Annotated in this window: 24 protein-coding genes and 1 pseudogene; 8 read left to right on the forward strand and 17 right to left on the reverse strand. The window is 36.4% G+C overall.

What is annotated here, in order from left to right; translation table 11 throughout:
• Positions 1-523: 523 nt before the first annotated feature.
• On the forward strand, positions 524-1,069 hold the full coding sequence (locus NYE43_RS10175; RefSeq protein WP_024121661.1) for a hypothetical protein: 546 nt from the start codon (positions 524-526) through the stop codon (positions 1,067-1,069).
• A 299-nt stretch (positions 1,070-1,368) separates the two neighbouring features.
• Here the strand turns inward: NYE43_RS10175 and NYE43_RS10180 are convergent, their stop codons facing one another.
• Positions 1,369-1,725 (reverse strand): DUF3221 domain-containing protein, encoded by a 357-nt coding sequence (locus NYE43_RS10180; RefSeq protein ID WP_101861436.1) that lies wholly within the window; start codon positions 1,723-1,725, stop codon positions 1,369-1,371.
• A 343-nt stretch (positions 1,726-2,068) separates the two neighbouring features.
• On the opposite strand from NYE43_RS10180, the gene NYE43_RS10185 reads away from it, so the two are divergent.
• A complete protein-coding gene (locus NYE43_RS10185) occupies positions 2,069-2,425 on the forward strand; it encodes a YoqO family protein (protein ID WP_216394230.1) in 357 nt (118 codons plus the stop codon).
• A gap of 153 nt (positions 2,426-2,578) precedes the next feature.
• On the opposite strand, the gene NYE43_RS10190 is transcribed toward NYE43_RS10185, so the two are convergent.
• The 3 genes from NYE43_RS10190 to NYE43_RS10200 form a co-directional block, all read right to left on the reverse strand.
• Complete coding sequence (locus tag NYE43_RS10190; RefSeq protein ID WP_268545097.1) at positions 2,579-3,058, reverse strand: DUF4944 domain-containing protein; 480 nt, start codon at positions 3,056-3,058, stop codon at positions 2,579-2,581.
• Between the two features lie 288 nt (positions 3,059-3,346).
• Positions 3,347-3,823 carry a hypothetical protein gene (locus tag NYE43_RS10195; protein WP_326323886.1) on the reverse strand — a complete coding sequence of 159 codons (477 nt, stop codon included), beginning with the start codon at positions 3,821-3,823 and terminating at the stop codon, positions 3,347-3,349.
• 233 nt (positions 3,824-4,056) lie between these two features.
• Positions 4,057-5,472 carry a sugar porter family MFS transporter gene (locus NYE43_RS10200; RefSeq protein WP_198098443.1) on the reverse strand — a complete coding sequence of 472 codons (1,416 nt, stop codon included), beginning with the start codon at positions 5,470-5,472 and terminating at the stop codon, positions 4,057-4,059.
• A 616-nt stretch (positions 5,473-6,088) separates the two neighbouring features.
• Here NYE43_RS10200 and NYE43_RS10205 point away from each other — a divergent pair.
• The gene (locus NYE43_RS10205) at positions 6,089-6,700 is read left to right on the forward strand and encodes a thermonuclease family protein (RefSeq protein WP_198098442.1); all 612 of its coding nucleotides are present in this window, start codon (positions 6,089-6,091) and stop codon (positions 6,698-6,700) included.
• 66 nt (positions 6,701-6,766) lie between these two features.
• Positions 6,767-8,206, forward strand: coding sequence for a flavin monoamine oxidase family protein (locus tag NYE43_RS10210; RefSeq protein WP_326323887.1), 1,440 nt, complete (start codon positions 6,767-6,769; stop codon positions 8,204-8,206).
• Between the two features lie 311 nt (positions 8,207-8,517).
• On the opposite strand, the pseudogene NYE43_RS10215 reads toward NYE43_RS10210, so the two are convergent.
• From NYE43_RS10215 to xylA, 3 genes and pseudogenes are all read right to left on the reverse strand, one after another.
• Positions 8,518-8,655: pseudogene (locus NYE43_RS10215) on the reverse strand (glycoside hydrolase family 11 protein); the annotation flags it as partial.
• Positions 8,656-8,776: 121 nt separating this feature from the next.
• Positions 8,777-10,276: a xylulokinase gene (gene xylB, locus NYE43_RS10220; RefSeq protein WP_326323888.1), complete on the reverse strand. Its 1,500-nt coding sequence runs from the start codon at positions 10,274-10,276 to the stop codon at positions 8,777-8,779.
• Between the two features lie 161 nt (positions 10,277-10,437).
• The gene (gene xylA, locus NYE43_RS10225; protein ID WP_095713060.1) at positions 10,438-11,775 is read right to left on the reverse strand and encodes a xylose isomerase; all 1,338 of its coding nucleotides are present in this window, start codon (positions 11,773-11,775) and stop codon (positions 10,438-10,440) included.
• A 257-nt stretch (positions 11,776-12,032) separates the two neighbouring features.
• Between xylA and xylR the strand changes: the two genes are divergently transcribed.
• The gene (gene xylR / locus NYE43_RS10230; protein ID WP_095713061.1) at positions 12,033-13,187 is read left to right on the forward strand and encodes a transcriptional repressor XylR; all 1,155 of its coding nucleotides are present in this window, start codon (positions 12,033-12,035) and stop codon (positions 13,185-13,187) included.
• 150 nt (positions 13,188-13,337) lie between these two features.
• On the opposite strand, the gene xynB is transcribed toward xylR, so the two are convergent.
• The 3 genes from xynB to NYE43_RS10245 form a co-directional block, all read right to left on the reverse strand.
• Positions 13,338-14,939 (reverse strand): xylan 1,4-beta-xylosidase, encoded by a 1,602-nt coding sequence (gene xynB / locus NYE43_RS10235; RefSeq protein WP_185847880.1) that lies wholly within the window; start codon positions 14,937-14,939, stop codon positions 13,338-13,340.
• 53 nt (positions 14,940-14,992) lie between these two features.
• Complete coding sequence (locus tag NYE43_RS10240; protein WP_103672498.1) at positions 14,993-16,384, reverse strand: MFS transporter; 1,392 nt, start codon at positions 16,382-16,384, stop codon at positions 14,993-14,995.
• Between the two features lie 577 nt (positions 16,385-16,961).
• Complete coding sequence (locus NYE43_RS10245) at positions 16,962-17,243, reverse strand: hypothetical protein (protein ID WP_326323889.1); 282 nt, start codon at positions 17,241-17,243, stop codon at positions 16,962-16,964.
• 542 nt (positions 17,244-17,785) lie between these two features.
• Here NYE43_RS10245 and NYE43_RS10250 point away from each other — a divergent pair.
• Positions 17,786-18,016 (forward strand): membrane protein, encoded by a 231-nt coding sequence (locus NYE43_RS10250; protein WP_024121679.1) that lies wholly within the window; start codon positions 17,786-17,788, stop codon positions 18,014-18,016.
• A 12-nt stretch (positions 18,017-18,028) separates the two neighbouring features.
• Here the strand turns inward: NYE43_RS10250 and NYE43_RS10255 are convergent, their stop codons facing one another.
• The 3 genes from NYE43_RS10255 to NYE43_RS10265 all read right to left on the reverse strand — a co-directional run bounded on the left by NYE43_RS10255 (position 18,029) and on the right by NYE43_RS10265 (position 19,947).
• Entirely contained in the window at positions 18,029-18,424 is a 396-nt protein-coding gene (locus NYE43_RS10255) for a UPF0715 family protein (RefSeq protein WP_268545080.1), read from the reverse strand.
• An 83-nt stretch (positions 18,425-18,507) separates the two neighbouring features.
• Complete coding sequence (locus NYE43_RS10260; RefSeq protein WP_326230028.1) at positions 18,508-18,783, reverse strand: hypothetical protein; 276 nt, start codon at positions 18,781-18,783, stop codon at positions 18,508-18,510.
• Positions 18,784-19,326: 543 nt separating this feature from the next.
• Positions 19,327-19,947 carry a lytic polysaccharide monooxygenase auxiliary activity family 9 protein gene (locus tag NYE43_RS10265; RefSeq protein ID WP_095713076.1) on the reverse strand — a complete coding sequence of 207 codons (621 nt, stop codon included), beginning with the start codon at positions 19,945-19,947 and terminating at the stop codon, positions 19,327-19,329.
• Between the two features lie 450 nt (positions 19,948-20,397).
• Between NYE43_RS10265 and NYE43_RS10270 the strand changes: the two genes are divergently transcribed.
• Both NYE43_RS10270 and NYE43_RS10275 read left to right on the forward strand, forming a co-directional pair.
• Positions 20,398-20,901 carry a DinB family protein gene (locus NYE43_RS10270; protein ID WP_326323890.1) on the forward strand — a complete coding sequence of 168 codons (504 nt, stop codon included), beginning with the start codon at positions 20,398-20,400 and terminating at the stop codon, positions 20,899-20,901.
• 201 nt (positions 20,902-21,102) lie between these two features.
• Positions 21,103-21,321, forward strand: coding sequence for a hypothetical protein (locus NYE43_RS10275; protein WP_095713068.1), 219 nt, complete (start codon positions 21,103-21,105; stop codon positions 21,319-21,321).
• A 145-nt stretch (positions 21,322-21,466) separates the two neighbouring features.
• Here the strand turns inward: NYE43_RS10275 and NYE43_RS10280 are convergent, their stop codons facing one another.
• The 4 genes from NYE43_RS10280 to NYE43_RS10295 form a co-directional block, all read right to left on the reverse strand.
• The gene (locus tag NYE43_RS10280) at positions 21,467-21,979 is read right to left on the reverse strand and encodes a GNAT family N-acetyltransferase (protein WP_095713069.1); all 513 of its coding nucleotides are present in this window, start codon (positions 21,977-21,979) and stop codon (positions 21,467-21,469) included.
• Positions 21,980-22,334: 355 nt separating this feature from the next.
• Positions 22,335-22,868, reverse strand: a complete 534-nt coding sequence (locus NYE43_RS10285) for a GNAT family N-acetyltransferase (protein ID WP_095713070.1) — start codon at positions 22,866-22,868, stop codon at positions 22,335-22,337.
• Positions 22,869-22,950: 82 nt separating this feature from the next.
• Positions 22,951-23,358, reverse strand: a complete 408-nt coding sequence (locus tag NYE43_RS10290) for a UPF0715 family protein (protein ID WP_326323891.1) — start codon at positions 23,356-23,358, stop codon at positions 22,951-22,953.
• A 51-nt stretch (positions 23,359-23,409) separates the two neighbouring features.
• On the reverse strand, positions 23,410-23,634 hold the full coding sequence (locus tag NYE43_RS10295; RefSeq protein WP_326323892.1) for a hypothetical protein: 225 nt from the start codon (positions 23,632-23,634) through the stop codon (positions 23,410-23,412).
• Between the last annotated feature and the right edge of the window lie 4 nt (positions 23,635-23,638).

Here is a 23,638-nt window from a genome sequence, read left to right on the forward strand (position 1 = left end):
TTTATCAATTCACTATCACTCCAATCATTTTCAACTTTGACTCATATGAGCAATAAACTTCTCCTCAACCGTTTCTTAAAAACATGTCAGCAAAATTGGTTTGGAAATCACTGTCGTTATTGAGTTTCACCTTCCCTTTCCTCCTTTTAAATCTAGATAAAAGTCTTTTTTATTTAACCTTAATCTCTTTCCTAATTATGTTAAAATAGATTCAAAAAAGAAATTGTGGTGTATTTATGCTTGACTCAACTTTTCTCTTGCCATTCATGTTTGTACTTTATTTTTGTTTTATTCTTTATAGAATTATTAAGCGATTTATATTTAAGAAAGAACGAATGGCCAATGATAAGCATCTTGTTATTGTTTGTTTAATCGTTTACTTCTTTGAACTGATAAGCGTTACAATATCTCAATTGATTTAACAATCATAAAGCATTCACTAGCGCGAGAGATGATGTTTATTGGAAGATCGCAAGTGAAAGGATATAATCAATATAACTAATCATTTTAAGGTGATACGAAAATGGACAGTATAATGAAATCTCATTTTGAAAATCTAGAAGCAAAGGACAAAAGCCTGCAATTAGAAGCTTTTCAGAATATTATTAACGCCACAAAAGAAAAAGTAGACTGGGCTTATGAAGTATGGGATCAATTAATAGGATGGCTGACCGATCCGGATAACCACAGGCGAGCGAGAGCTGCACAGTTTCTTGCTGGTTTAGCAATCAGTGATCCGGATAAGCGGATGCTGCACGACTTTCCAGCGTTATGGGAAGTGACCAGGGATTCAAAATTTGTAACTGCTCGGCATAGTTTGCAAGCAATCTGGAAGGTTGGCTTAGCTGGGCCAGAACAAAAAGAACTGGTGCTTACTCATATTATTGATCGTTTTAAAAATGGAATGAACGAAAAACATTATACATTGATTCGCTACGATATGATTGTAGGATTAAAAAAATTATACGATGAAGATAAAGATGAGCATATTAGGGAAATAGCAATGGACATGATTGAGATCGAGAAAGATAGCAAATATCGAAAGAAATATTTGTCAGTCTGGAAATAACCACTTTTATGCAATGCTCTGCAAACGTTAAAACAGCACTACATCTTCGTGTGAGTGCTGTTTTTTATGCTAAACTTGCCGCCCTCGCCCATCATGCTGCTTTTATACAGCAACAAGCTGCATTGATTGTGTAAGCGATGTTCATGCCCTTGCGCGTGGTAAAGAGAACATCTGTGTTTATTGATTTTTTTCAGGCATCTTAGCATTTGAATATAGCGCTGTTTATGGCAGTACCATTATTAAAATATAATAATTGTAGAGCTTTCTATTAAGCGATCATATGCGGGGGATGCCAACCTTTATAACCAATTGAATTTTTTAATTGTTGCTTTTGGAGGATCAGATTCTTTAAGAGTGTTGAACCACACCTTCATTTTTTTACCTGCCACAAGGTCTTCTTTGTTTTCAATTTGACTTAATCCCAATATCACAACATGATTTTTATATTTTCTTATTAGTCTATCTTGAGACAATTCAAAGTCCTCTTTTTCAGGAGCATGTTTGCCCTCAAGAAAAACGGCTGACTTGTCATCCTTAAAAAGGATAAAACCAACAAGGTTCTGCATCTTTGGCGTTTTTATTTTATTTTCTTCCTTATCATTGCAGCCTGAAATAAAAGCAAAGAACGCTAAGACCAATATCCCGATTTTACGCATTTATCTCTCCTTTTTGGTGTATGTTTTATAACAGTGCAAATCATTTTAGAGGTAATTTATAATAACGCGACACAAGAGTACTGAACCCGGAAGACAGTACAAGTTTATAGATTTGAAGAACACATTTACCACAGGTAAACTCTCTTCAATTCAGTTTTGCCTTTCCGTTACACATTATTCCCTAGTGCCCGCACATAAAAAACGATTGAATATTTAGTACATGGTACAATAAGATAAAAAAACCTATTTCGTTAACTAATTGATTAATTTACTGCCATCGCATTGTGCCTATTGTGAAAAACTTGTAAACTTTTTGGGTAGCCATAAAATAAGGAGCGATTTTTTGTCTAAAAACTTAGCATTTTTTCTTTTCATCTTATGTATCATCATTGCGAAAGTCATGAAAAATATTGATGTAATAAGCACTGTAGCATCCTTTTGCTCTTTAGTTCTCGTTTTCATTTATTTTAAAGATGAGTTTAAAAAGCTAAAACCAAAAGCAAGGAGCATTCTGTTTTCATGCTTTTTAGTATTAACAGGGATTATAACTTTTATCATTTTAGAAGGACAGGTATTCATTAAAAACCACGATTTTTTTAACGGCTGGGAGATCATAGCAGTGATTATTTTGTTTGCAGTCCCTTTGATATCTGGTACTGTTTGCTTTAGATTGCTTTACGAGCATTTGAAAGAAATGTAAGCATTTTATGTACAGGTAAGGAACTAAACTCGCATGTTTTATTTTTACTTTGAATAAAAACATGCCTTTATCATGACATGTACTTATCAATCAGATGTTTCTGAAAGCAGACCTATATTTTGGACGTTCATCCCTAAACTCGCCATTGCAGATTTATCTTTTATACCATGGTTTCTCTTGTAATCTCATTTGATCTGTATGTTTCTCCTTTCCAGTCTTCCACTCCACCTTAACAACTACATCATGTCCAATTACTTCATCTTCAGGCATAAAATCAAACGTAGCAATGTGGTCTTCCATTTGTCCTCCGCCTGGCATTTCTTCACCTGTGTACTCTGATAAATCATAATCTTCTCTGTCATCGTACTTTTTACCATCTATATACAATATGATTTTTTCAACAATGGTTCTTTTCGCTTCTTTCTTGTTCCCCTGCCAGTATAAATTCAAGAAGTAATTAGGGCCAATCGAAGTTTTATCTGATTTTTCAATGGTAGAAACCCATAATCCGTTCCTGCTGCTTCCCTCATATTTTACTTTGTCTCCTGATATCATTGCGAAGAACGTTACTAAACAAATCAATAATAGAGCTGTAATGATTAGTGATTTTTTGATTTTATTTTTGCTTCTCATGTTTCCCCTCGCTTTCTTCATTTTATTAGTAGAATAAATGGGCAAAATGTTACTTGAAAAAGAATATAAAAAAAGCTGCTCATAAAGCAGCCCAATCATTGTCTTTTCAGTTTTGCAGCCATATAAGACTTTCTTCATTGTTCTCAGCTTTGTGATTCGAAGCGCGTCTATATCTGCCTTTAGACCGACCAGGTGTTGATTACCTGCCTGTTAACCCAAATGGAAACAAGTTTACTTACAAGTATTTTAACTCCTATGTAGGTCACTACATTGTCTAATTCACCTCTTCTAACTGAATGTAAAGGTTTGTTTTAATTGGCGTCCTTCTTTTCCTTTTTGTGTCCAAATAATAACAACCTCTAATTCAGATGCCTTTTCAGACACCATAAAATGGTTAAACTTCAGCGGTGCACCATCGTTTAAACTTTTGGCTAAGCTTATTAAATCCTCCTTCTGTCTCACACAGTTTTCGGGACAGCCAAAAAGTGAAAACCTCGTGGTTGAATCAGGATCATTTCTATACAATTGTACATCCACTGTAGCTGCGGCTTCCCCTATGTTTTTGATCTCCATTGAATATACGTGATATTCCCCCTTTTTTGGACTTGCTAATTCCTTTGCATTTTTTGCTTCAGCTATTTCGACTGACCATTGTTCTGTTTTTTGTTTAATTGGCAATTCTGTAAATGTCAGGGCTTGAGTCTTTGTTTGAACAACAGTCAATGCAAATAATAAAACACATAAGGAAAGTAAATGCTTCTTCACTTCGTATCTCCTTCTTTCTTTTTCATTAGCTTCCCCAATATAAGTGTCCGGTATGACGCATAATAAAAAGCCCTCATAAAGAGAGCTTTAATTACAAATGCAATACTATTAATATGTTCATAGACAGAAGTAAAATTTTCAAGAAGATTAGTCGAAAACAATTACTTGTTATTGTCCACTTGATGAAAGTGGGCTGCTTAACCATTGCATTCAATATCATTTTAATAAGATAATCACGCTTCATGAATTGATTTTTCAGAGTCATAATTTCTATCCATTGAACGGAAATGCTCTTCTAGTTCTTCAAGTGTTCGCCCCTTAGTTTCCGGCATGAATTTGTACACAAAACCGATTGCCAAGATACCCAAAGCGACAAATATAAAGAAAGTAAAGGATAAGCCTGCAGAGCTAAGCATGATTGGAAAAGCAAAACCGATGATAAAGTTTAAAATCCAGAGGAAAAATACACTGATGCCAGAACCAAGCCCTCTTACTTTTTGCGGGAATATTTCTGCAATGACCAGCCATGTTACTGGTCCGACACAGCCCTGCATAAAGGCTAGAAATAAAACGGTCAAAGATAGCACGATATACGGGAGTGCTGCTGATCCATCAAACACGATTGAGAATATGGCAATGAATAAAAGCGCTGTGGTCGTTCCTGATAAACCAATCATCAATATCGGGCGCCGGTTCACCCTGCCAACCAGCCAAATGCCGATGATAACGGCAATGACTGATATCAATCCATTCCCAATATTAGCGATTAAAGCTGCCTTTGTACCAAAACCGGATTCTTGCAGGATTTGAGTGCCGTAATACATAATCGAATTAACGCCTGTGATTTGATTAACGATGGCAACACCGATCCCAATCCATAAAAGACGGCGCAGCCATGGTGTAGAGAACTCTTTGATCGATGCCTTCTCTACATTTGAATCTTTGACTGCCGCTGCTTGTATTTCTTTAAATTCTGCTTCTGCCCTTTTCTCGTCACGTATGAGTTTAAGAACGCGCAGCGCCTCGCTTTTTTTACCTTTAGAAGTTAGCCACCTCGGGCTCTCCGGAACCATGAGCATACTTGCAAATAATAGGAGAGCCGGTATGGCACAAAGGACAAGCATGTATCTCCAAACATGCCCTGTATCAGCCATTGCAACACCAAGAATCGCATTAAAAACGTAGGCTAAAAATTGCCCGCCGACGATCATCAGTTCATTTTGCGTTACCATACGCCCTCTTTTCTCATACGGCGCCATTTCTGCTAAGAAGGCCGGTACCATTGATGATGCCCCACCGACAGCCAGTCCCAGCAAAAACCGAAAGATAACCATCGTTAAAACATTCGGCGCAATTGCTGTTCCGAGTGATGCCAGAAAGAATAAAAAGGAAAGATTAAGGATCATTTTACGTCGGCCATAGCGGTCAGCCAATTTGCCGCACAGCAATGCACCAAACGCTGCTCCTAATAGAAGCATGCTTGTAACCAGCCCTTCTGTGACCGGTGTTAAGTTAAGTTGATCAGATCTTGCCATAAAAGGCAAGGCTCCATTTATAACTCCGGTGTCATATCCAAAGAGAAGCCCGCCAAATGTTGCTGAAATCATTATCAACTGCAAAAACGACCTGGGATTTCGTTGTTCTTTCATACCCTTTCCCCACCTTTATGAAGAATGCTTTATACATTTTTTCATTCTGTCAACCGAGTGTGCTGGATTCACCCTTTCTCTTTTAAAGAGCAATACTCGTTTCAGCCAGTTTTTTTATTTCCCGAGACCTTATCAATCTGAAAATTAGCAATACTCAATGCAGCGAAGAGGCTTTTCGCAAAAACAGCCTAATTGAAATCGCTTTCATTTCCCACGAGAAACATATCCACTTTTTTGTTATGTCCTAGTTATATTTTTGTTACATCCTTGTTAGGTTTGGTATTATCATAATTTTAAAAGCGTTTTCAGTCAATAAAAAACTTCTGAAGTTTTTTAGCAATCATAGGATTTTCCCAGATAAAACGCCTAACACCAGGAATACATACTAATCCCCTTATGCTCCGAATGATTTCAGGAAATTCAGCTGAACATGTTCTATTTTCATTATGTTATGGTTATGTTTTCGAAACCTTTTTGTGATATTTGAATATTGATCAAAAGCTAGTACTCAAATATAAACGTGTTAAGAAAAATTACATTCACAATAAATAGCGATATCATTATAATGAATGTTGGTTGATTGAGATAGAAAGAAACAGAAGAAGGGGAAATGGAATTGAAGAAAGTAATGTTAGGCTTTAGTCTATTAGCTTTGAGTTTTTCTTTGGCAGCCTGCGGATTAAATGATACTGCTGAAAAAAGCCATTCAGATCTTAAACAGCCAGTTGTCAAGAATTCTAACTCTGAAGCAAAAAAAAGCTTGGTGGATGCTGTATTAGAAAGGCCTGTTGACGGAGATACGATCAAAGTTAGCTATAACGGCAATATTGATACGGTTCGCTACTTGCTCATTGATACTCCAGAGACTAAAAAGCCACATTCATGTGTTCAGCCATATGGCGAGGATGCATCTAAACGAAACAAAGAATTGGTTAGCAGCGGCAAGCTGCAATTAGAATTTGATAAAGGAGAGCGCAGAGATAAATTCGGAAGGCTGTTAGCTTACGTTTATGTCGATGGCAAGTCTGTTCAAGAAACACTGTTAAAAGAAGGATTAGCCAGAGTAGCATATGTTTATGAGCCAAATACAAAATACATAGACCAGTTTAGAAAAGATGAACAGGAAGCACAAACGAAAAAACGTTCTATTTGGAGTAAAAACGGTTATGTGAATGCCAGAGGATTTAAAGGCTGTGTTAAGCAGCACTCAACTGAAAAAAAGATATAGTTCGTGATAGACACCCTTTTGAATGAATATAATGCAATAAACCAAAAAAGAGGGTGCCTCACAAAAATGAATTCTCTACTAAAGAACGAAGACATGATTGCGATTATTAGAAATGGTCTTAGCACATCACAATACCCAAAGAACATAATTATTGTTGGCGCCGGGTTGGCCGGGCTTGTTTCTGCATCTTTACTGAAGAATGCGGGACATAAAGTGACGATTCTGGAAGCGAGTGATAGAGTCGGGGGCAGAGTTTGCACGTTGCGATCTCCCTTCAGTGCCGGGCTGTATTTCAATGTTGGACCAATGCGCATTCCGGATATCCATACTCTAACCTTGGAATATATAAAAAGATTCCGCCTGCCAACTAGTGTATTTTTGAACAGAACTCCAATGGACATCATTTACGCCAATGGCATTCAAACACGTCTTCATCATTTTGAAAGCAATCCGGGTATCTTAAGATACCCGGTTACAGCAAATGAACAAGGAAAAACGGCCGAAGAGCTGATGCTTTCTGTATTGCAGCCTATCCTCAATTTTATTTATGTAGATCCTGCGAGAAATTGGCGGATTGTTGAAACACAATACCGGAACCATTCGTTAGGCTCTTACTTGAATACTTATTTTTCATACGGTGCAATCGATATGATCGGCGTACTTTTGGATATGGAAGCATATATGGGGATGTCCCTTGTTGAAGTGTTACGGGAATCCATCTTTTATACGTCGCCAACTCGTTTCTATGAAATAACAGGCGGCATGGATCGGCTTCCTCAAGCATTTCTTCCTCAATTAAAAGAACATATTGTCTTCCATCATAAAATGGTGAAAATATCTCAAAACCAAAACAATGTTACGGTTAACTGCATTCATCAACAGACAGCAAAACATTTGGCAGTGACAGGCGATCTCGCTATCATAACCATTCCATTTTCAACATTGCGTTTTGTACAAGTTGAACCATATGATTCATTTTCCTATTATAAACGGCGGGCTATTCGTGAACTCAACTATATTGCCGCAACAAAAATCGGAATAGAGTTTAAGAGCCGTTTTTGGGAAAAAGCTGGGCAGCGCGGCGGCAAATCGATAACTGATCTTCCGATTAGATTTTCGTATTATCCCAGCATTGACATTGGATCGAATGGACATGCTGTCGTTGTAGCGAGTTACACATGGGCGGATGAGGCACTGATATGGAACAGTCTTTCAGAGGGAGAGCGCCTCCGCTATACGTTAATGAATTTATCGGAAATCTATGGTGATGTTGTATGGTCAGAGTTTGTGACCGGCGCTTCTTTTAGCTGGACCCAAAATCCATATTCAGCCGGGGGTTTCACAGCTTTCGAACCAGGACAGGAATTACAGCTGTATCCATACATCCCTGCCCCTGAAGGGAAAATACATTTCGCTGGAGAACACGCCTCACTTACTCACGGATGGATGCAAGGAGCAATTGAATCCGGAATACGAACGGCGTATGAAGTGAATCGTATAACTTAAATCCTACGTTTTTTATATTCGTTTTAGTGACTCCTATAGATAGATTTGATATTGCTTTTTAATGACGAACATTGATTTTATTGAATACTATAGAAACAGCAATTAGATCGTGTAGCTTATCAAAAACACCCTTCACATTTAATGTGAGGGGTTATTTGTGCGTAGACAATACTTCCGATTTGATCGTAAATCAAGAGTTTGGACTGATACCAAATCAGGATTTGAATCAAAGCTTAAAAGGTTGATTTACTGCTTGAATTCCCTCCCGGATTGAAGGTTGCGTTGTAATGAATTGACATGTTTCCAAGTTATGAGTGAGTCTTGATTATATCAAATTTCTTGCCTTTTCGGAATAAAGCATTCCCAATGCTACTCCACTGGGCACTATATGCGCCGCCGCTATTGAGCGTCATACTGGTGTTCCCATAATCCTTCCATTCATATTCATAGCTAGGGGGCCGATTTGAGCTGTAGTTTTGTCATCAAATGCCTTTGTTGGTGATTAGTCGTTAATTGTTCTTTCGTTGATCCCCTGACAAAAAATACACTCTTTACGAACCACACATATAATTAGTTTTTTCGAAAGCTCTTCAAGGCTATATTTAGACCCTTTGTGTGAGTGTAAATTTTCTTATACACATCGAATAGTGTTTTATATTTTTGAACATTTTGTTCCTTTGGATAAAATGTAGCAGCCTCACGAATGAACTGCTCTGCACACTCTTCAAGAGATTCAAACCACCTACTTCCAAAGGCAGCTAGCATAGCAGCACCCATGGCTGGGCCTTGTTCATTTGCCAACTTTATCACCCTCGCATTGAAAATATCAGCTTGCATTTGAAGCCACGTTTCATTTTTAGCTCCTCCACCAATAGAAACAACGGTATGCACTGATTTTCCCGCTTCTCGAAATAGCTCAATTGATTCATGTAAAGAGAATGTAATGCCTTCCATAACCGCCCTCAAAAAATGCTCTCTTTTATGTGCTCCATTCATTCCAATTAAGCTTCCCCGAATAGAAGAATCAGCATGTGGCGTTCTTTCACCTACCAAATAAGGAGTGTATAGTAGTCCATTTGCTCCTATTGGAATAGATTCCACCCCCTGCAATAATTGCTCAAACGTTTCGTTTGGGGCAAACGTTCTTTTGAACCAGTCCAAGCTGTACCCTGCAGCGAGCGTGACTCCCATCGTATAAAAAGAATCCTTTTTTCCATGATTAAAAAAGTGCACTTTCCCTTTAAAGTCTCTTTCTTCGCCTTCTTCGTATGAAAGTATGACCCCTGATGTTCCAATACTGCATAATGTTTTTCCGGAAGAAAGAATGCCGGCTCCAATCGCACCACAAGCATTATCTGCTCCCCCAGCGTACACTTTTGTTTTTTCCAAGAGCCCTGTCTCAGCCGCAACGTTCGGAAGCAGCGATCCTACACAATCATGAGATTCAACAAGCGGAGGACAAATATCTGCAGAAATGCCAAATCGATTGCAAATATCATCGCTCCACTCCTTGCGAGTAATATGTAAAAGTAACGTTCCTGCTGCATCGGAGTATTCGGTGTGAATGGCACCAGTCATACGAAATCTCACATAGTCTTTTGGAAGCAAAAAAACAGCCGTTTTTTTAAAAAGTTCAGGCTCATGTTCCTTCACCCATAACATTTTAGGTAATGTAAACCCTTCTAAAGCACGGTTTTTTGTGATGTTAAGCAGATTATCACCGAATTTCTCGGTCATCTTAATACATTGAGGCGTGGTTCTAGTGTCATTCCAAAGAATCGCATGACGTAACACCTGCCGATCCTGGTCAAGCAGTACTAACCCATGCATTTGTCCTGAATAACTTATCCCGTCAATATCCTTGGCTTGAACGTTGGATATGGAAACCAATTCAGCCAATGCATCAATTGTTTGCTGCACCCAGTCTTCAGGATTTTGCTCACTATATCCCGCCTTCTCTTGAATGAGCGGATAACTTTTGGATGTTTCTGCACAAACCTTGCCGTTTTGATTGACTAAAATCGTTTTAACAGCACTCGTTCCAAGATCTATTCCAATGACATACTTCATTTTTTCACCTCTTACCCTTATAAAAAAACCATTCACTCTAAATAAATCCCAATTATAGAAATTACCCGTCATAACAATAAGCAAAAGGTAAGGAATCATGACGGGTAGTCTCAGGTATTAGCTATCATGCTATACCTTTTTATAGCGGTTCTCTTTATCTGTTATACTTCTAAAATGTATTGGTTCAATATAGCTTTTAATCGCTCCTGTCTTCCTGATTCGTTTTTGATTGCTGTATTATTTAGCGCATATTGCTCAAGAGTATGGAAATTAGCTCTTCCTTCTGTAATTTCAAGACCTATTCCTTCAGTAAAGCTGCGATAACGATGTTGAATCACATCATCAAACACACGATCTTCGATTAATTTATGTGCTACTCTCAATCCTCTTGCAAATGCATCCATCCCCGCAACATGGGAATATATTAAATCATCAGGCTCAAAAGAAGACCTTCTGACCTTCGCATCGAAGTTTAATCCACCGCTTCCAAGGCCACCATTTTGCAGGATTTCGTACATTGCTAATGTCGTAGAATATAAATCCGTCGGAAATTCATCTGTATCCCAGCCTAAAAGAGGATCACCCTGATTCGCGTCAACAGAGCCAAGAAGACCATGTACTCTTGCCATCCGTAATTCATGTTCAAATGTATGCCCTGCTAATGTGGCATGATTGGCTTCGAGATTTAATTTAAAATGATTGTCTAAGCCATATTGCTTTAAGAAGGCAATGGTTGTTGCTGCATCTGTATCATATTGATGAGTGGTCGGCTCTTTTGGTTTTGGTTCAATCAAAAACTGCCCTGTATATCCGATTTCCTTCGCATAATCCACTGCCATATGCATGAATCTCGCCAAATTATCAAGCTCCAATTTTAAATCGGTATTTAACAATGTTTCATATCCTTCACGGCCGCCCCAAAATACATAGTTCTCGGCGCCAAGCTCTTTTGCTGTTTCTAACCCTTTTTTTACTTGTGCTGCAGCATACGCAAACACATCTGCATTGCAGGAAGTCGCCGCACCATGGACGAAACGAGGATTCGTAAACATGTTTGCAGTATTCCATAATAGCTTAACGTTGCTATTTCTCATATACTCTTTAATCATGCCCACGATGATATCTAAATTTTGATTCGTCTCTTTTAACGTACTTCCTTCTGGTGCAACATCTCGGTCATGAAAAGCAAAGAATGGTGCATCTAGTTTTTCAAACATCTCAAATGCTGCTTCTACTCTCGCCTTAGCCAGATCCATTCCTTTATAATGATCCCATGGCCTTTGCATCGTAGCTGCCCCAAAAACGTCTGTTCCATCAGCGGTAAATGTATGCCAATAGGCAATAGAAAACCGCAAGTGCTCTTTCATCGTTTTTCCGCCGATTACTTCTTGGGAATTATAATATTTAAATGCTAAAGGATTAGTGGAATCTTTCCCTTCGTAAACCACTTTGTTTACGCTTTCAAAATAGTTGACTGAACTAGAATGAGATTGAGCCATGTTATTTCCCCCTTAAAAATCATTTCAAATACATGTGCATTTTATTTCATATTGTAAGTAAGTTGTCTATTAGTTTGTTGTTCGAACAAACTAACTTATTTTAATCTTATATAACCTCATCAGTATTTTCAATATTTTTTTTGTTTTTTATGAACACATTAGATATAGTAAAGGTAAGATTAGCTATGTACTATGTCTCATACTGAAAACAATACATTTCAACTTAATTTAAAGATTATACAAATGGAGTGGATTAAGTGGTTATCGCTGATCAAACCTTTGTCAAAAAAGTAAATCAAAAGTTATTATTAAAAGAAATTCTTAAAAATTCACCTATTTCAAGAGCAAAATTATCTGAAAAGACTGGATTAAATAAATCAACTGTTTCATCACAAGTAAACACGTTAATGAAAGAAAATCTTGTTTTTGAAATAGGTCAGGGACAATCAAGTGGCGGAAGAAGACCTGTCATGCTTGTTTTTAATAAAAAGGCAGGATACTCCGTAGGAATAGATGTTGGTGTGGATTATATTAATGGCATTTTAACAGATCTTGAAGGAACGATCGTTCTTGATCAACACCATCATTTGGAATCGAATTCTCCAGAAAAAACCAAAGACATTTTAATTGATATGATTCATCACTTGATTACGCGTATGCCACAATCTCCATACGGGCTTACTGGTATAGGCATATGCGTGCCTGGACTAGTTGATAAAAATCAAAAAATTGTTTTCACTCCGAACTCCAACTGGAGAGATATTGACTTAAAATCTTTCATACAAGAGAAGTTCAATGTGCCCGTTTTTATTGAAAATGAGGCGAATGCTGGGGCATATGGAGAAAAAGTATTCGGTGCTGCAAAAAATCACGATAACATTATTTATGCAAGTGTCAGTACAGGGATAGGGATCGGTGTTATTATCAACAATGATTTATATAGAGGGGTAAGCGGATTCTCTGGAGAAATGGGACATATGACAATAGACTTTAATGGCCCTAAATGCAGTTGCGGAAACCGAGGCTGCTGGGAATTGTATGCTTCAGAGAAGGCTTTATTAAAATCTCTTCAGACTAAAGAGAAAAAAGTGTCCTATCAAGATATTATAGACCTTGCCCACCGGAATGATATCGGAACTTTAAATGCATTACAGAATTTTGGATTCTATTTAGGAATAGGCCTTACCAATATTCTAAATACATTCAATCCTCAAGCCATCATTTTAAGAAACAGCATAATTGAATCGCATCCTATGGTTTTAAATTCAATTAGAAGTGAAGTGTCGTCCAGGGTTTATTCCCAATTAGGCAATAGCTATGAATTATTACCGTCTTTCTTAGGAAAAAATGCACCGGCATTAGGAATGTCCTCCATTGTTATTGATCATTTTCTGGATATGGTTACAATGTAATTTATGATTAAAATGTACAGATCTCTATGTCCTGCGCTCATCTTTAAAGATGAGCTTTTTGTTTGTTATATTGATGAATGAATAGGAGTATTTTGAAGGGTATGAAAAAAGGAGTTCTAAAATAGAAGTCTCCTTTTTTCATGAAACAAATTATTTTTCTTTATAGCGAAAATATCTAAAGTCGGCCGGAATATGATTACCACTGGTATCTTGGCATTGCATCCCTACAAAGGCTCCCGTGAAAAATCCTCCTCCACGGATGTAATCATCTGATAATTTTTTCGATTCCAATGCAATGTCAATTTTATGCCAATCTTCTTTGTTAAAAGAATAAAAATAATAATAATTTTCCTTTTCAATATTTACTTTTAAATATACATACTTTACTTCATCTGGAATAACAATTTTATTTTTTAATGGTTGTGAAAAAGAAAAGTTATCACATATTGTTAATTCAAGAATACGGCCAAGGTCTTCATCATGCGTGACTTGAAGAGCAGTCCAGTTCTCTGTATTGTAATAGTTCACCAATCCAGCGGCTTGTTGAAAATTCTCCGGATAAAACTCAACAGCCGTTTCCGCTTCAAAATGGAGACTTTGCCAACGCCTGGCTACAAATGCCTGAGTAAATGTCGAGGTTAATGATTCATGGCCGTATAATCGTAAATGATTTGGCACTTGAGTTAATGAACCTAATTCATTCGTAAACGGGATCCTTAAAGTTTGAAAATTTATATTTAATGTTGAGTCCTCAAATTCATCAACTTCCGGGTACGTTGCTTGAAACATTGTATTAGGTATAGAAGGCGCTTCCACCTCCAAGCTTCCTTCTTTTCCACCTACTACATAAGGCCAATCATCTTTCCAATCCAGTTTTTGAATAGCTGTTTCTCTGCCTAAAGGACAATATCCTCTCTGCTGAAAAATTGAATCATCGTCAGGATGAATAGGACGGCCCGTTAAATGAGCTAAATACCACTCATCTGTATGTGTTTGAACAATGGATGCATGACCGCATTTTTGCAATGGATTTCCAGGATCATGCCATGACGTTAAGATTGGATTATCGGGATGAACTTCATATGGACCCTCAATATTTGTAGAACGGGCAATTGTAGCAGCGTGTTCAAACCGTGTTCCTCCTTCTGCAGTCAATAAATAATAATAGTTCCCGATATGATAAAGGTGCGGAGCTTCTGTTAGTTTTCTATCGGTCCCTTTAAAAATAACTTTCGGTTTACCAATTAATTTTTTCTCCTCATCAGAATATTCCTGTATGACAATTCCTCCAAATGAATGCCGATCAATACGCTGATCCCATAACATATTTAATAAATATTTTTTTCCATCCGTATCATGGAACAAAGAAGCATCAAATCCTGAGCTATTTAATTTGATCGGATCCCCCCAATCACCATTAATCGTTTCACAAGTAACTAAATAATTATGACAATCTTTCCAAGCGCCATCTACTACCTTAACATCCGTATAGATCAGCCAAAACTTTCCGTCACTATAACTTAAACATGGTGCCCAAACCCCGCCTGAATTAGGGTTTCCTTTCATATCTAATTGTGAAACTCTTTGTAATGGATGTGCGACTAAGTGCCAATTCACTAAATCTTTTGAATGATGTATCTGGACACCTGGAAACCACTCGAATGTAGATACAGCGATATAATAATCCTCTCCTGCCCTACAAATACTTGGATCGGGATTGAATCCTTTAAGTACTGGATTGATAATCTTCATTTGAACTCCTCTCAGCTATTTTCTTAATAGGCTTCTCTTATTTGGTGCCATTTTCATGCCTTGAATTCCTCAATATTATCCAAATAAATTTTATCTCTATTCTCTAATTCTCGTACCATTTTTTTGTATTTCTCTTCATCTAAGTTATAGAAATTAATATCAATCATGGCTAGAACCAGCAAGAACACGGGAATGATTGTTGCTGTAATTAAAATTCCCGTTAATGCCTCCGGGGTTTGTGTTTGATTTGCCACGTATCCAAACTTATCTAAAACCAACCCAGGAACAATCCCTCCCAGTGCCATACCGAATTTAAAGAAAAATCCGATAATAGCATATATGAGCCCACCCATTCTTTTCCCAGTCCTATACTCTCCATATTCTATTGTTTCAGGAATGAGCGCCCACATATATCCCCCGGCAGTGAGACTTCCGGCAGCAGCAATTAATCGAAAGAAGAGTATTAGATATACATTACTTGGCGGAACAAATAGTAAAGCTAAGAGGCCGATAATATTCAGTAATAATGCATAGTTTAGTAGTTTTTTCTTCCCCAATAATTGATGAAGCCTTGGAATAAACGGTAAAATGACCAAAGCAGGCAAACTTCCAATCAAACCGTACCACTTCACTAAATCCTCTCTTCCTAAGTTATATGTCACATAATAGATGCCAACTGAATTACTTATTGAATTCACTCCAAAAATAATAATAAAGAAAATGCTTAATACAACAAGTGGACGATTCACATGAAATTGCTCAAATATATCCGATAATTTAATTTTCTCCTCAGACTTTTGAAGAGTGACACGCTCTTTTGTGCTTTTAAAACAAAAGATTAAAAGGCACCCGCCTATCATTCCCAAAATACCCATGGTTAGCTGCCAGCCAAGAGATTCGTTGCCGGAAGTATCGCTTAAATAGGCAGCCAATAAGGGAACAAAAAATGCAACGACAAGTCCCCCAAGATTCGCAAATAACATACGAACAGATGTTATACTAACAACTTCTTGATTATTTCTAGTCATTGCAGAAGTTAACGCTCCATATGGAACGTTTATGGTTGTGTATGTAAGCGACAAACCAACATAGGTCATATAGGCATATATTAATTTCCCCATGTCTGAAAAATCTGGAGTTGTAAAACAGAGTAATGCAAGTACTACAAATGGGAAAGCTCCGAATAAAAGATACGGTCTAAAGCGTCCAAACCTGCTATTTGTTCTGTCTACTACTGTTCCAATAAAAGGATCAGCTAGAGCGTCGATGATTCTAACCACTAAGAACATGGTACCGGCTGCTGCTGCCGATAAACCAAATACATCTGTATAGAAGAACAAAAGATAAGTAGACACCGTTGCATAAATTAAATTACATGCAAAATCTCCAGAAGCATAGCCAACTTTTTCAGTCATGCTAATCTTCTTTAAATTTTCACTGACCATGATTTTTCCTCCCTTTTCGATCATTAAATAAGGAACAGTATGAAATGGTATAAAAATTTTCCAAACTCACCTCAGCCGGTAATTGTTTATAAAAGCGCTTTCAAAAAATCACAAAAAATATGAGTGGTTTAACTTCACAGATTATTCTTCATCGTACAAAATGATCTGATCAGCAAGCAGTAAATTCATCTTTTTTCGTTGCACTCGTATACTTGGGAAAGGATTAAAGATACACTCTTTTGTTTTATATATTGTTTAGCTCCATTTAAATCGAGCCTTTTATTCCCCCTTTATATTTAGAAATAACCTTATCTTATGGAACTAATAAAGTCACCTTCATTAGTTTGTTGACTGGACAAACTAACTTGACTTAATATTATAAAATCCTATCAACTTTTTCAATGTTTTTTCAGAAAATTTAAATCAGCCTGCAGCAAGTATTGATTATTGCTTTTTTAACAGTCAGTTTCTCAAATATCCTGATTATTCTCTTCAAAAAGATTTCATTCCTTCTAAGAACCCTGTAAAATTTTAAATTCATATAAACTTCACTTGAATAAAACAAAAAGCAGTCTATTCAGAACTGCTCCTTAGTGTTCTCTTCTTTTAACTTTTTGTTTAGCTTGAAACCAATTAAGACATTGATCATCGCCGCTGGAAAATATAAAATTCCTGCTCTCATTATTCCTAAAGCAGTGCTTGAACCTACTATAAAAGCCTGCATTTCTGTATTTCTTGACTTCAAACTAAGTAATACTAGAATACCCGCTAAAACCCCTATAAACCGAGCAATGCCTGGAATAAAGAAATCGGTTAGGGTTCCAAATATTTGTCCAATAATCGATAACACAATCCCCATAAAACTGGATAATACAACTAATGTTTTGATAGCTTTTCACCCTTTTTAAATCCGTTTCCAATATTAAACCGCTTTTTTTGATACAGGTCTACAAGTATAGCAGCCCGCTCTACAAACCCTCTCAGCTGCCATGCTTTTTGACTCACCATTCTCTTTCCGCTCTATTCCAATACAAATAAACACTCCTTACCCTGCGACAATGGCGATTAGCTTTATTCAAGAACTCTGCAAAGGCGGTGTATTCTTACATGAATGCCGGAGATGTGGAATAGAAAAGAGCATTTAACTTAATACTCTTTCAGAATTCTCACAGTCCGTTTCCAGAAACTTATATACTTTACTTTTCTTGTTTAAGCTCTTTCTTTTTATTCCTTTTGTAACCTGCATAAGAGCCGCCAAAAATAGCTATAAACATGGCAATCCAAATAAAAATGTTCAAGTCAACTCCCCCAATTTTAAATAAAACACTTCTTTTGCTTTTTCCTCTCCAATAAAAGCTCATACCGTGTTATGTTTTAAAAAAACTTTCAAGGAGTGGTTCTTTGCTTAAAGCTTCAAAAATTTTGATCTCATGTGCAGCTTTAATCCTATGCGTATATTCTTTATATCATCAAAGTGAATTCCTCTTGGTTTCTCTCCAAGTATTAGTTGCACTTCTCTTTGTTTTAATGGGAGTGGAGACACTTTCAAAGAAACAAACAAGGTCTGCGTATTTGTTGTTTGGATCAGCGGCTTTTATACTTGTTGTGAACGTTGTGAAATGCATGATTTAAATAGTAAATAAACTAATTCCGCAGGCATATGGAATCCCAGAACCAATAAATTAACGCAGCAACAATGCTCATTATGTAATAATTTAAGCTCCTGAACACTGTAAGAGCACTAGGCGGATAATCAACAAACCAGAACACGAACACAGCCAAAAAAGCTACTGCAGTATAAATTAAAAAATGGATCAAACTGAACTTTCTGGGATTTCTTCTTAGTAATAATTGTAAGGGAAAAGCAAAGATTAAGTAAGTGATAAAAGAGTAGAATGCAATGATGCCTATTGTGATTAAGGCGATCGCCATAAATCCCGAATAAACAAACATATACAAGCCAAAGACTAGACCATATGACAAACTCGAGAATATCAGAGTATAAACATAACTGTTTAACGTCTTTTGATTGAGGCTCAAATCAGCACCCCCTACCATGTATCCTTTTTAACCAGTTATCCAATTGTTCAAAATCTTCATCGATTTTCACGTCTTTTTAAAAATTAGACTCCGAATAACAAAGTTCCACCTATAAAAAAGAAGAAAGGGAATAGTAACAAAATTAAATTTAAAATGATTCCCCATATAGCCCACCGTTTATTTGTCTTGATTGAAACTAACGCGAGCATTATCCCTATAGGTGAGAGTAATAAAGGGAACAATACCGGCATTCCTTGCCACGGCATTGAAATAATCCCAGTCAAAAAATTAATTATTAATATAGCTGAACTAATTGGAAAAGCAAATGAAAAGATGACTGCAGCTTTTTTAAAATTCATATTAAAAGTAAATCTCCGTTCTCTTTAAAATCGTATTTTTATTAAAAAATATTTTAAGACGTCATTGTCTCCGTGCTATTGCTTCAACAACGCTTTATTTAATTTTGAGAGATGCTTCAAACCTTGCCTCAGATCACACTTCGCTTAATTCTTTTCTCATATTCCGAAAAGATGTTTTATCTTAATGGTTTTCTTTTCGTTAGTATCAAGGAAGTGAAGAAGCTTAATGCCATTCTATTCTATGTATTGAGTAGACTTCAATTAAAATTTAAAAAAGATCGGCAGATGCACGAACATCTAACCGATCTGCAATAGATAGCTGATTCTCGTACTTCCACACTCAAACACTCTGTGTTCTCCCGGTTCCGTTACAGTTTCCTTCATTGTACTGTAGACGTTTCACTAGCTGGTGATGGCTTCACAACTATTGGCAGCTGTTAAAACCTCAGCGGTATACACTGTGCCAGATTTGATGGCAATTTTCTGATTAAGCCTCATATTCTTGTTCATTGGGATTAAGATTTGTTCGATGGAGGTTCAACATCATTGTATTAGGTTTACATCAATTACGTTATAAAAGGCATTAGAGGTATCCGCAACGTCCCACACCCCTAAAATGACATGATAACCACTGCGATCAGTTGGTACATAAATCTTATGAGAAAGATTAGTATCTGCCTTTGAACCATCGTGATCTACTGTTCCAATTAATTCAAACTCATCTCTTGTTAATGGTTTGTTTGGATTCCAATCTTTCTTGGTTATATAATAGTGCCACTTTGATGTTGCGTGAGGAGCAGTATAGTGCCAAGTAAAGGTGTTTAGACCTCCATGCATGTTTTGTTTTACCCAATGATCTGCAGTCTGCCTGTCTAACCCAAAGTCAATTTGACCAAAGCCTCCATTTGCCGATGCAATTTTTCCATCTGGCGGACCTCCGGCTGGAAACCCTTTAGGTCCTTCTACCGATTGAGGATTATCAACTACAGAACCATACTTTTGTGTAGCTGCTGTCCAACCAATTATTTGTTTTTCTAATGATCCCATGTACGCTCTACTAGCAGGTTCTTTTATATACCCGTGTGCAGATACATCACCTGCAAATAAAGTAGCACCCACACTTAGAGCAGCAGTTAGAACAGCGCCTTTGATAAAACCCTTCATTACCAACTCAGTCCTCCCTTTGCTGTAAATTTTTTCTCTTTCCTACTATAATAATTCATTATATGTCAGGTAAACTCCTTCTTTATTTTTGATGGCGTTACACTTAAAGAACTTCATACTCCCCAGCTCTTTTGTTCTTCATATAGCTTTTTAATGTAATTACAGATGGCGAACTCTTTTTCAATCTCTGCTTTAACACATATGATCTGCAGTATCATTCAACCCAGCGGTATATTCTTAATCCCCTAATAACTAACAAAAGGATTTATTCAATCTTCTGTGGTAGCTGAAATTCATGTGACTTTGAAATAAAGTCGTGACGTCTATAAGAATGTTGCGATGCCTTCATTTCCTCAGAAAATTCTTGTCTAAAGTTTTGTTCTTTTTAACTAAACGGGCAGGTATAATTAAACTATAAAAAGAAAACAAAACATCAGAAGGAGGATTTTTGTGTTTCAAACCTTAGACCATTTTTTAAAAACTTGGGAGTTCGAAGCCGACGCTACACAGAAACTACTAAATATTCTAACTGATGAATCACTTAAACAAGAAATAACTTCACAAAATTGGACTTTAGGCCGTATTGCGTGGCATACTGTTGCTGCCATTCGCATTATTACCTCAAACACAGACTTAACGTTTCATGCCCCTGCTGAAGATTATCCTGTTCCTACTTCAGCTCAGTTTATTGCAGACAGCTATCATCAAGCCAGTAATGCGTTTGTACAGGCATTAAAAACCCAATGGACTGATCATACACTTCAAGAACGTATTAACTTTATTGGTCAACAATTGCCAAATGGTTCACTTTTGATGTTTTTGATCCAACATCAAAATCACCATCGAGGACAAATGACTGTTCTTATGAGACAAGCAGGATTAACTGTTCCAGGTATTTATGGTCCAGCAAAAGAGGAATGGACAAAATTCGGTTTGGAACCCCCGCAAATGTAAGCAACATTTATAACGAAGTTAACCTATTACAAAATATAAAAGCATGTTTCGATGATTTTTTTTTCAAAACATGCTCTTCCTTTTGTTCATTTAATCAATGTTGATTAACAACAGAAATAATATCTGGCATTTTTCTAATCTCCTTTTTGAATAATGTTTTGATACACATTAAAATGGGTAAAAATTTATCAGGTGATTTCTTTGAATAATGATCAAAAAGTTTCTCAACACTCTTCATTTATTTTTTCAACGATCATCGTGTTGCTGGTCGCAATCTTTCCTCAATACACTTCTTGGTTTGTGACTGTTTTCTTTTTGGGTTTTGCACTTATATATACTTTCCAAAAACATAAAGCAATTTCTTATATTTCATATTTCTTGTTCACCGTTGCGTTGGTTTACACATTAGTAAATATATAGTTTTAATCCTCCTAGAATTGTCTCAAATAAAATGCCCTGCATTTAAGAATGTCTCCTGCCATTTCATTTTATATATCATCGCTTATGTTCTAAATAGGAGATGGTATTTTGTTTGTATCGCCAATGTTTCTGCCTTCAATATAGTTCAATTCCACTCTTCCTCTAAAATAGCGTAATAATATTCATCCCACCATTCATTGCCTTTAGGAATACATTTTTTAAAAAAGCCTTCTCTTCTCATTCCAATCTTCTCCATAACTCGGTATGATGGAATATTCTCAGGTTGACACGTAGCTATAATCCTATGTATGTTCATTTCTTTAAATCCATATTCCAAGATAGCTTGTGCTGCTTCAGAAGCATATCCTCTATTTTGATAATTCGGATTAAACACCCACCCAATCTCATATGTATGTTCACCAAAATACTTATAAAAAACAATATGGCCGATAAGAAAATCTTCATCTTTTAGTATTACAGGAAATTTTTCTGCGTTATCACCTTTGTTTTTATTTACAAATGCTTTTGCATCTTCTTCAGTAAAAACCCCTTCTGGTATATACTTCATAACATTAATATCTGACGTATACTCATATACAGCTTTCCAATCTTTGAATTCAAATTCACGTATCAATAACCTTTTTGTTGTTATATGCATTAAAATAACTCCCATCAAAAATAATTTCACTTAATCTTTATTCGATATTAAGACAATAATAACCTCTTTAAATACTATCCTTATACAACAATCTGGGCCCCTTACAAACAACAAAGGGTAGGCTCCTTGTAGACTTCTGTGTACGCCTTTAATTGGTCACGTAAATCCTTGCTCTAATCGCTTAACTTTCCGGTTTAATGATTCGATAATCGCGTCTTTATTATTTTCATTCATATCCCTTTGCAGCTTTCTTTTTCAATTTTAAAGCTCTTTACACAAAAAAAGAGGCTATCCACAAAATGAAAATTTTAGGGATAACCTCTTTTTTATCAAAATCTAATCAATCATCTAGCTTTCACTCCATAAAAGCTTCTGAATAATGAACGACACCTTGCACATCTTCAAGAGAATGATCTGCTAATTCCAGAGCCATAAATACTTCATCAGGCACCTCAAAGGGGGCTTTTATATTCCATAAGCTAGCTGGCTTAAAACCAAACTTCGGATAATAATCTTTATGTCCTAAAACAATTACTGAACGATAACCAAGCTCTATTGCTTTTTTTAACGCAGCACGAATTAATTCACTCCCGATTCCTTTTTTCTGGTTCTCAGGCGCAACAGAAACTGGAGCAAGTGCCAAAGAATCGACTGCGTTATCGCCATCTATGATTTTGATTTTAGATAAAAGGATATGACCTACGATATCTTTATCTTGATCTAATGCGACCAATGAAAGTTCAGGAATGAATGCATCTGATTTTCTAATTTTATTTACAAGTATGTGTTCTTTCTTGTCGCTATATTCTACATTTGAAAAAGCTCTTTTAATCATTTCTTCAGACGTATGATATTCTTCAGTGAGCTCTTGCCTAATTAAAATTTCCATTCATATCCCCTGTTCTTTTAGTTAATTGCCATAAGCTTTTTCTTCAACAGCCTTAATACTTGTTGTTTAGAACGTTGTAATATTAAATCTTTTCTTGATTCTTTATAAATACTGAATCCCAGAACCAGTACACCGCCGCTGCTACAAAACTCAAATAATAAAAGTTCACATATTGAACCTCAGTAAGCACATAAGTTGGATCACTGGCTAAGGAGAACAAGAATAATGCGATTAGCGCTACTACGATATAAATTAATAAGTACTTCACACTGAATTTCTTTACTTTTTTTCGAAGTAATATTTGCAATGGAATAGCAAATACTGTATATGGGATGAATGCATAAAATGGTATGATGAAAATTGTTATCAGCATCCAAGGTTCGAAATTAGAATAAGCAAAACCATAAAACCCAATAATAATCCCGTATGTAATGCATGAGAGCGCTAGTGTAAGACTATATTTAGCGACATTTTTTTTATTAATACTCAATCTTTCCCCTCCAAAACAAACGCACATTTAAATATTAAATTTTAAAGTGTTTTAATTAACCCAAAAAGCAGGTGGAATATCTATTACCCTAAGTTTTTCATCCAGATATGCATATTTTCTTTCCCAATCACCTTTCTTCCAAGCCTCTTGGTTTGCAAACAATGGGTTAATTGGATGCGGATATTCGCTCTTTGACCAACCGTCCTCTATGTGGTTCAGCTTAGGATCGTTTTGACCATCGTAATACTTATACCAAACAGTAATCATTTTCAACATTATT

The sequence above is a fragment of the Bacillus sp. FSL R5-0434 genome (assembly GCF_038004745.1).
Classification (GTDB): domain Bacteria; phylum Bacillota; class Bacilli; order Bacillales; family Bacillaceae; genus Bacillus; species Bacillus halotolerans.

Bases quoted from the DNA above. Each gene is read 5' to 3' on its own strand.
- NYE43_RS10210 (WP_326323887.1), top strand. From the start codon at position 6,767: ATGAATTCTCTACTAAAGAACGAAGACATGATTGCGATTATTAGAAAT.
- NYE43_RS10190 (WP_268545097.1), bottom strand. From the start codon at position 3,058: ATGAGAAGCAAAAATAAAATCAAAAAATCACTAATCATTACAGCTCTA.
- NYE43_RS10180 (WP_101861436.1), bottom strand. From the start codon at position 1,725: ATGCGTAAAATCGGGATATTGGTCTTAGCGTTCTTTGCTTTTATTTCA.
- NYE43_RS10285 (WP_095713070.1), bottom strand. From the start codon at position 22,868: ATGGAAATTTTAATTAGGCAAGAGCTCACTGAAGAATATCATACGTCT.
- xylB (WP_326323888.1), bottom strand. From the start codon at position 10,276: ATGAAGTATGTCATTGGAATAGATCTTGGAACGAGTGCTGTTAAAACG.
- NYE43_RS10240 (WP_103672498.1), bottom strand. From the start codon at position 16,384: ATGGTCAGTGAAAATTTAAAGAAGATTAGCATGACTGAAAAAGTTGGC.
- xynB (WP_185847880.1), bottom strand. From the start codon at position 14,939: ATGAAGATTATCAATCCAGTACTTAAAGGATTCAATCCCGATCCAAGT.
- NYE43_RS10245 (WP_326323889.1), bottom strand. From the start codon at position 17,243: ATGGGGATTGTGTTATCGATTATTGGACAAATATTTGGAACCCTAACC.
- NYE43_RS10280 (WP_095713069.1), bottom strand. From the start codon at position 21,979: ATGCATATAACAACAAAAAGGTTATTGATACGTGAATTTGAATTCAAA.
- NYE43_RS10175 (WP_024121661.1), top strand. From the start codon at position 524: ATGGACAGTATAATGAAATCTCATTTTGAAAATCTAGAAGCAAAGGAC.
- NYE43_RS10260 (WP_326230028.1), bottom strand. From the start codon at position 18,783: ATGAATTTTAAAAAAGCTGCAGTCATCTTTTCATTTGCTTTTCCAATT.
- NYE43_RS10265 (WP_095713076.1), bottom strand. From the start codon at position 19,947: ATGAAGGGTTTTATCAAAGGCGCTGTTCTAACTGCTGCTCTAAGTGTG.
- NYE43_RS10295 (WP_326323892.1), bottom strand. From the start codon at position 23,634: ATGTTGAAAATGATTACTGTTTGGTATAAGTATTACGATGGTCAAAAC.
- xylA (WP_095713060.1), bottom strand. From the start codon at position 11,775: ATGGCTCAATCTCATTCTAGTTCAGTCAACTATTTTGAAAGCGTAAAC.
- NYE43_RS10200 (WP_198098443.1), bottom strand. From the start codon at position 5,472: ATGAAAGAACAACGAAATCCCAGGTCGTTTTTGCAGTTGATAATGATT.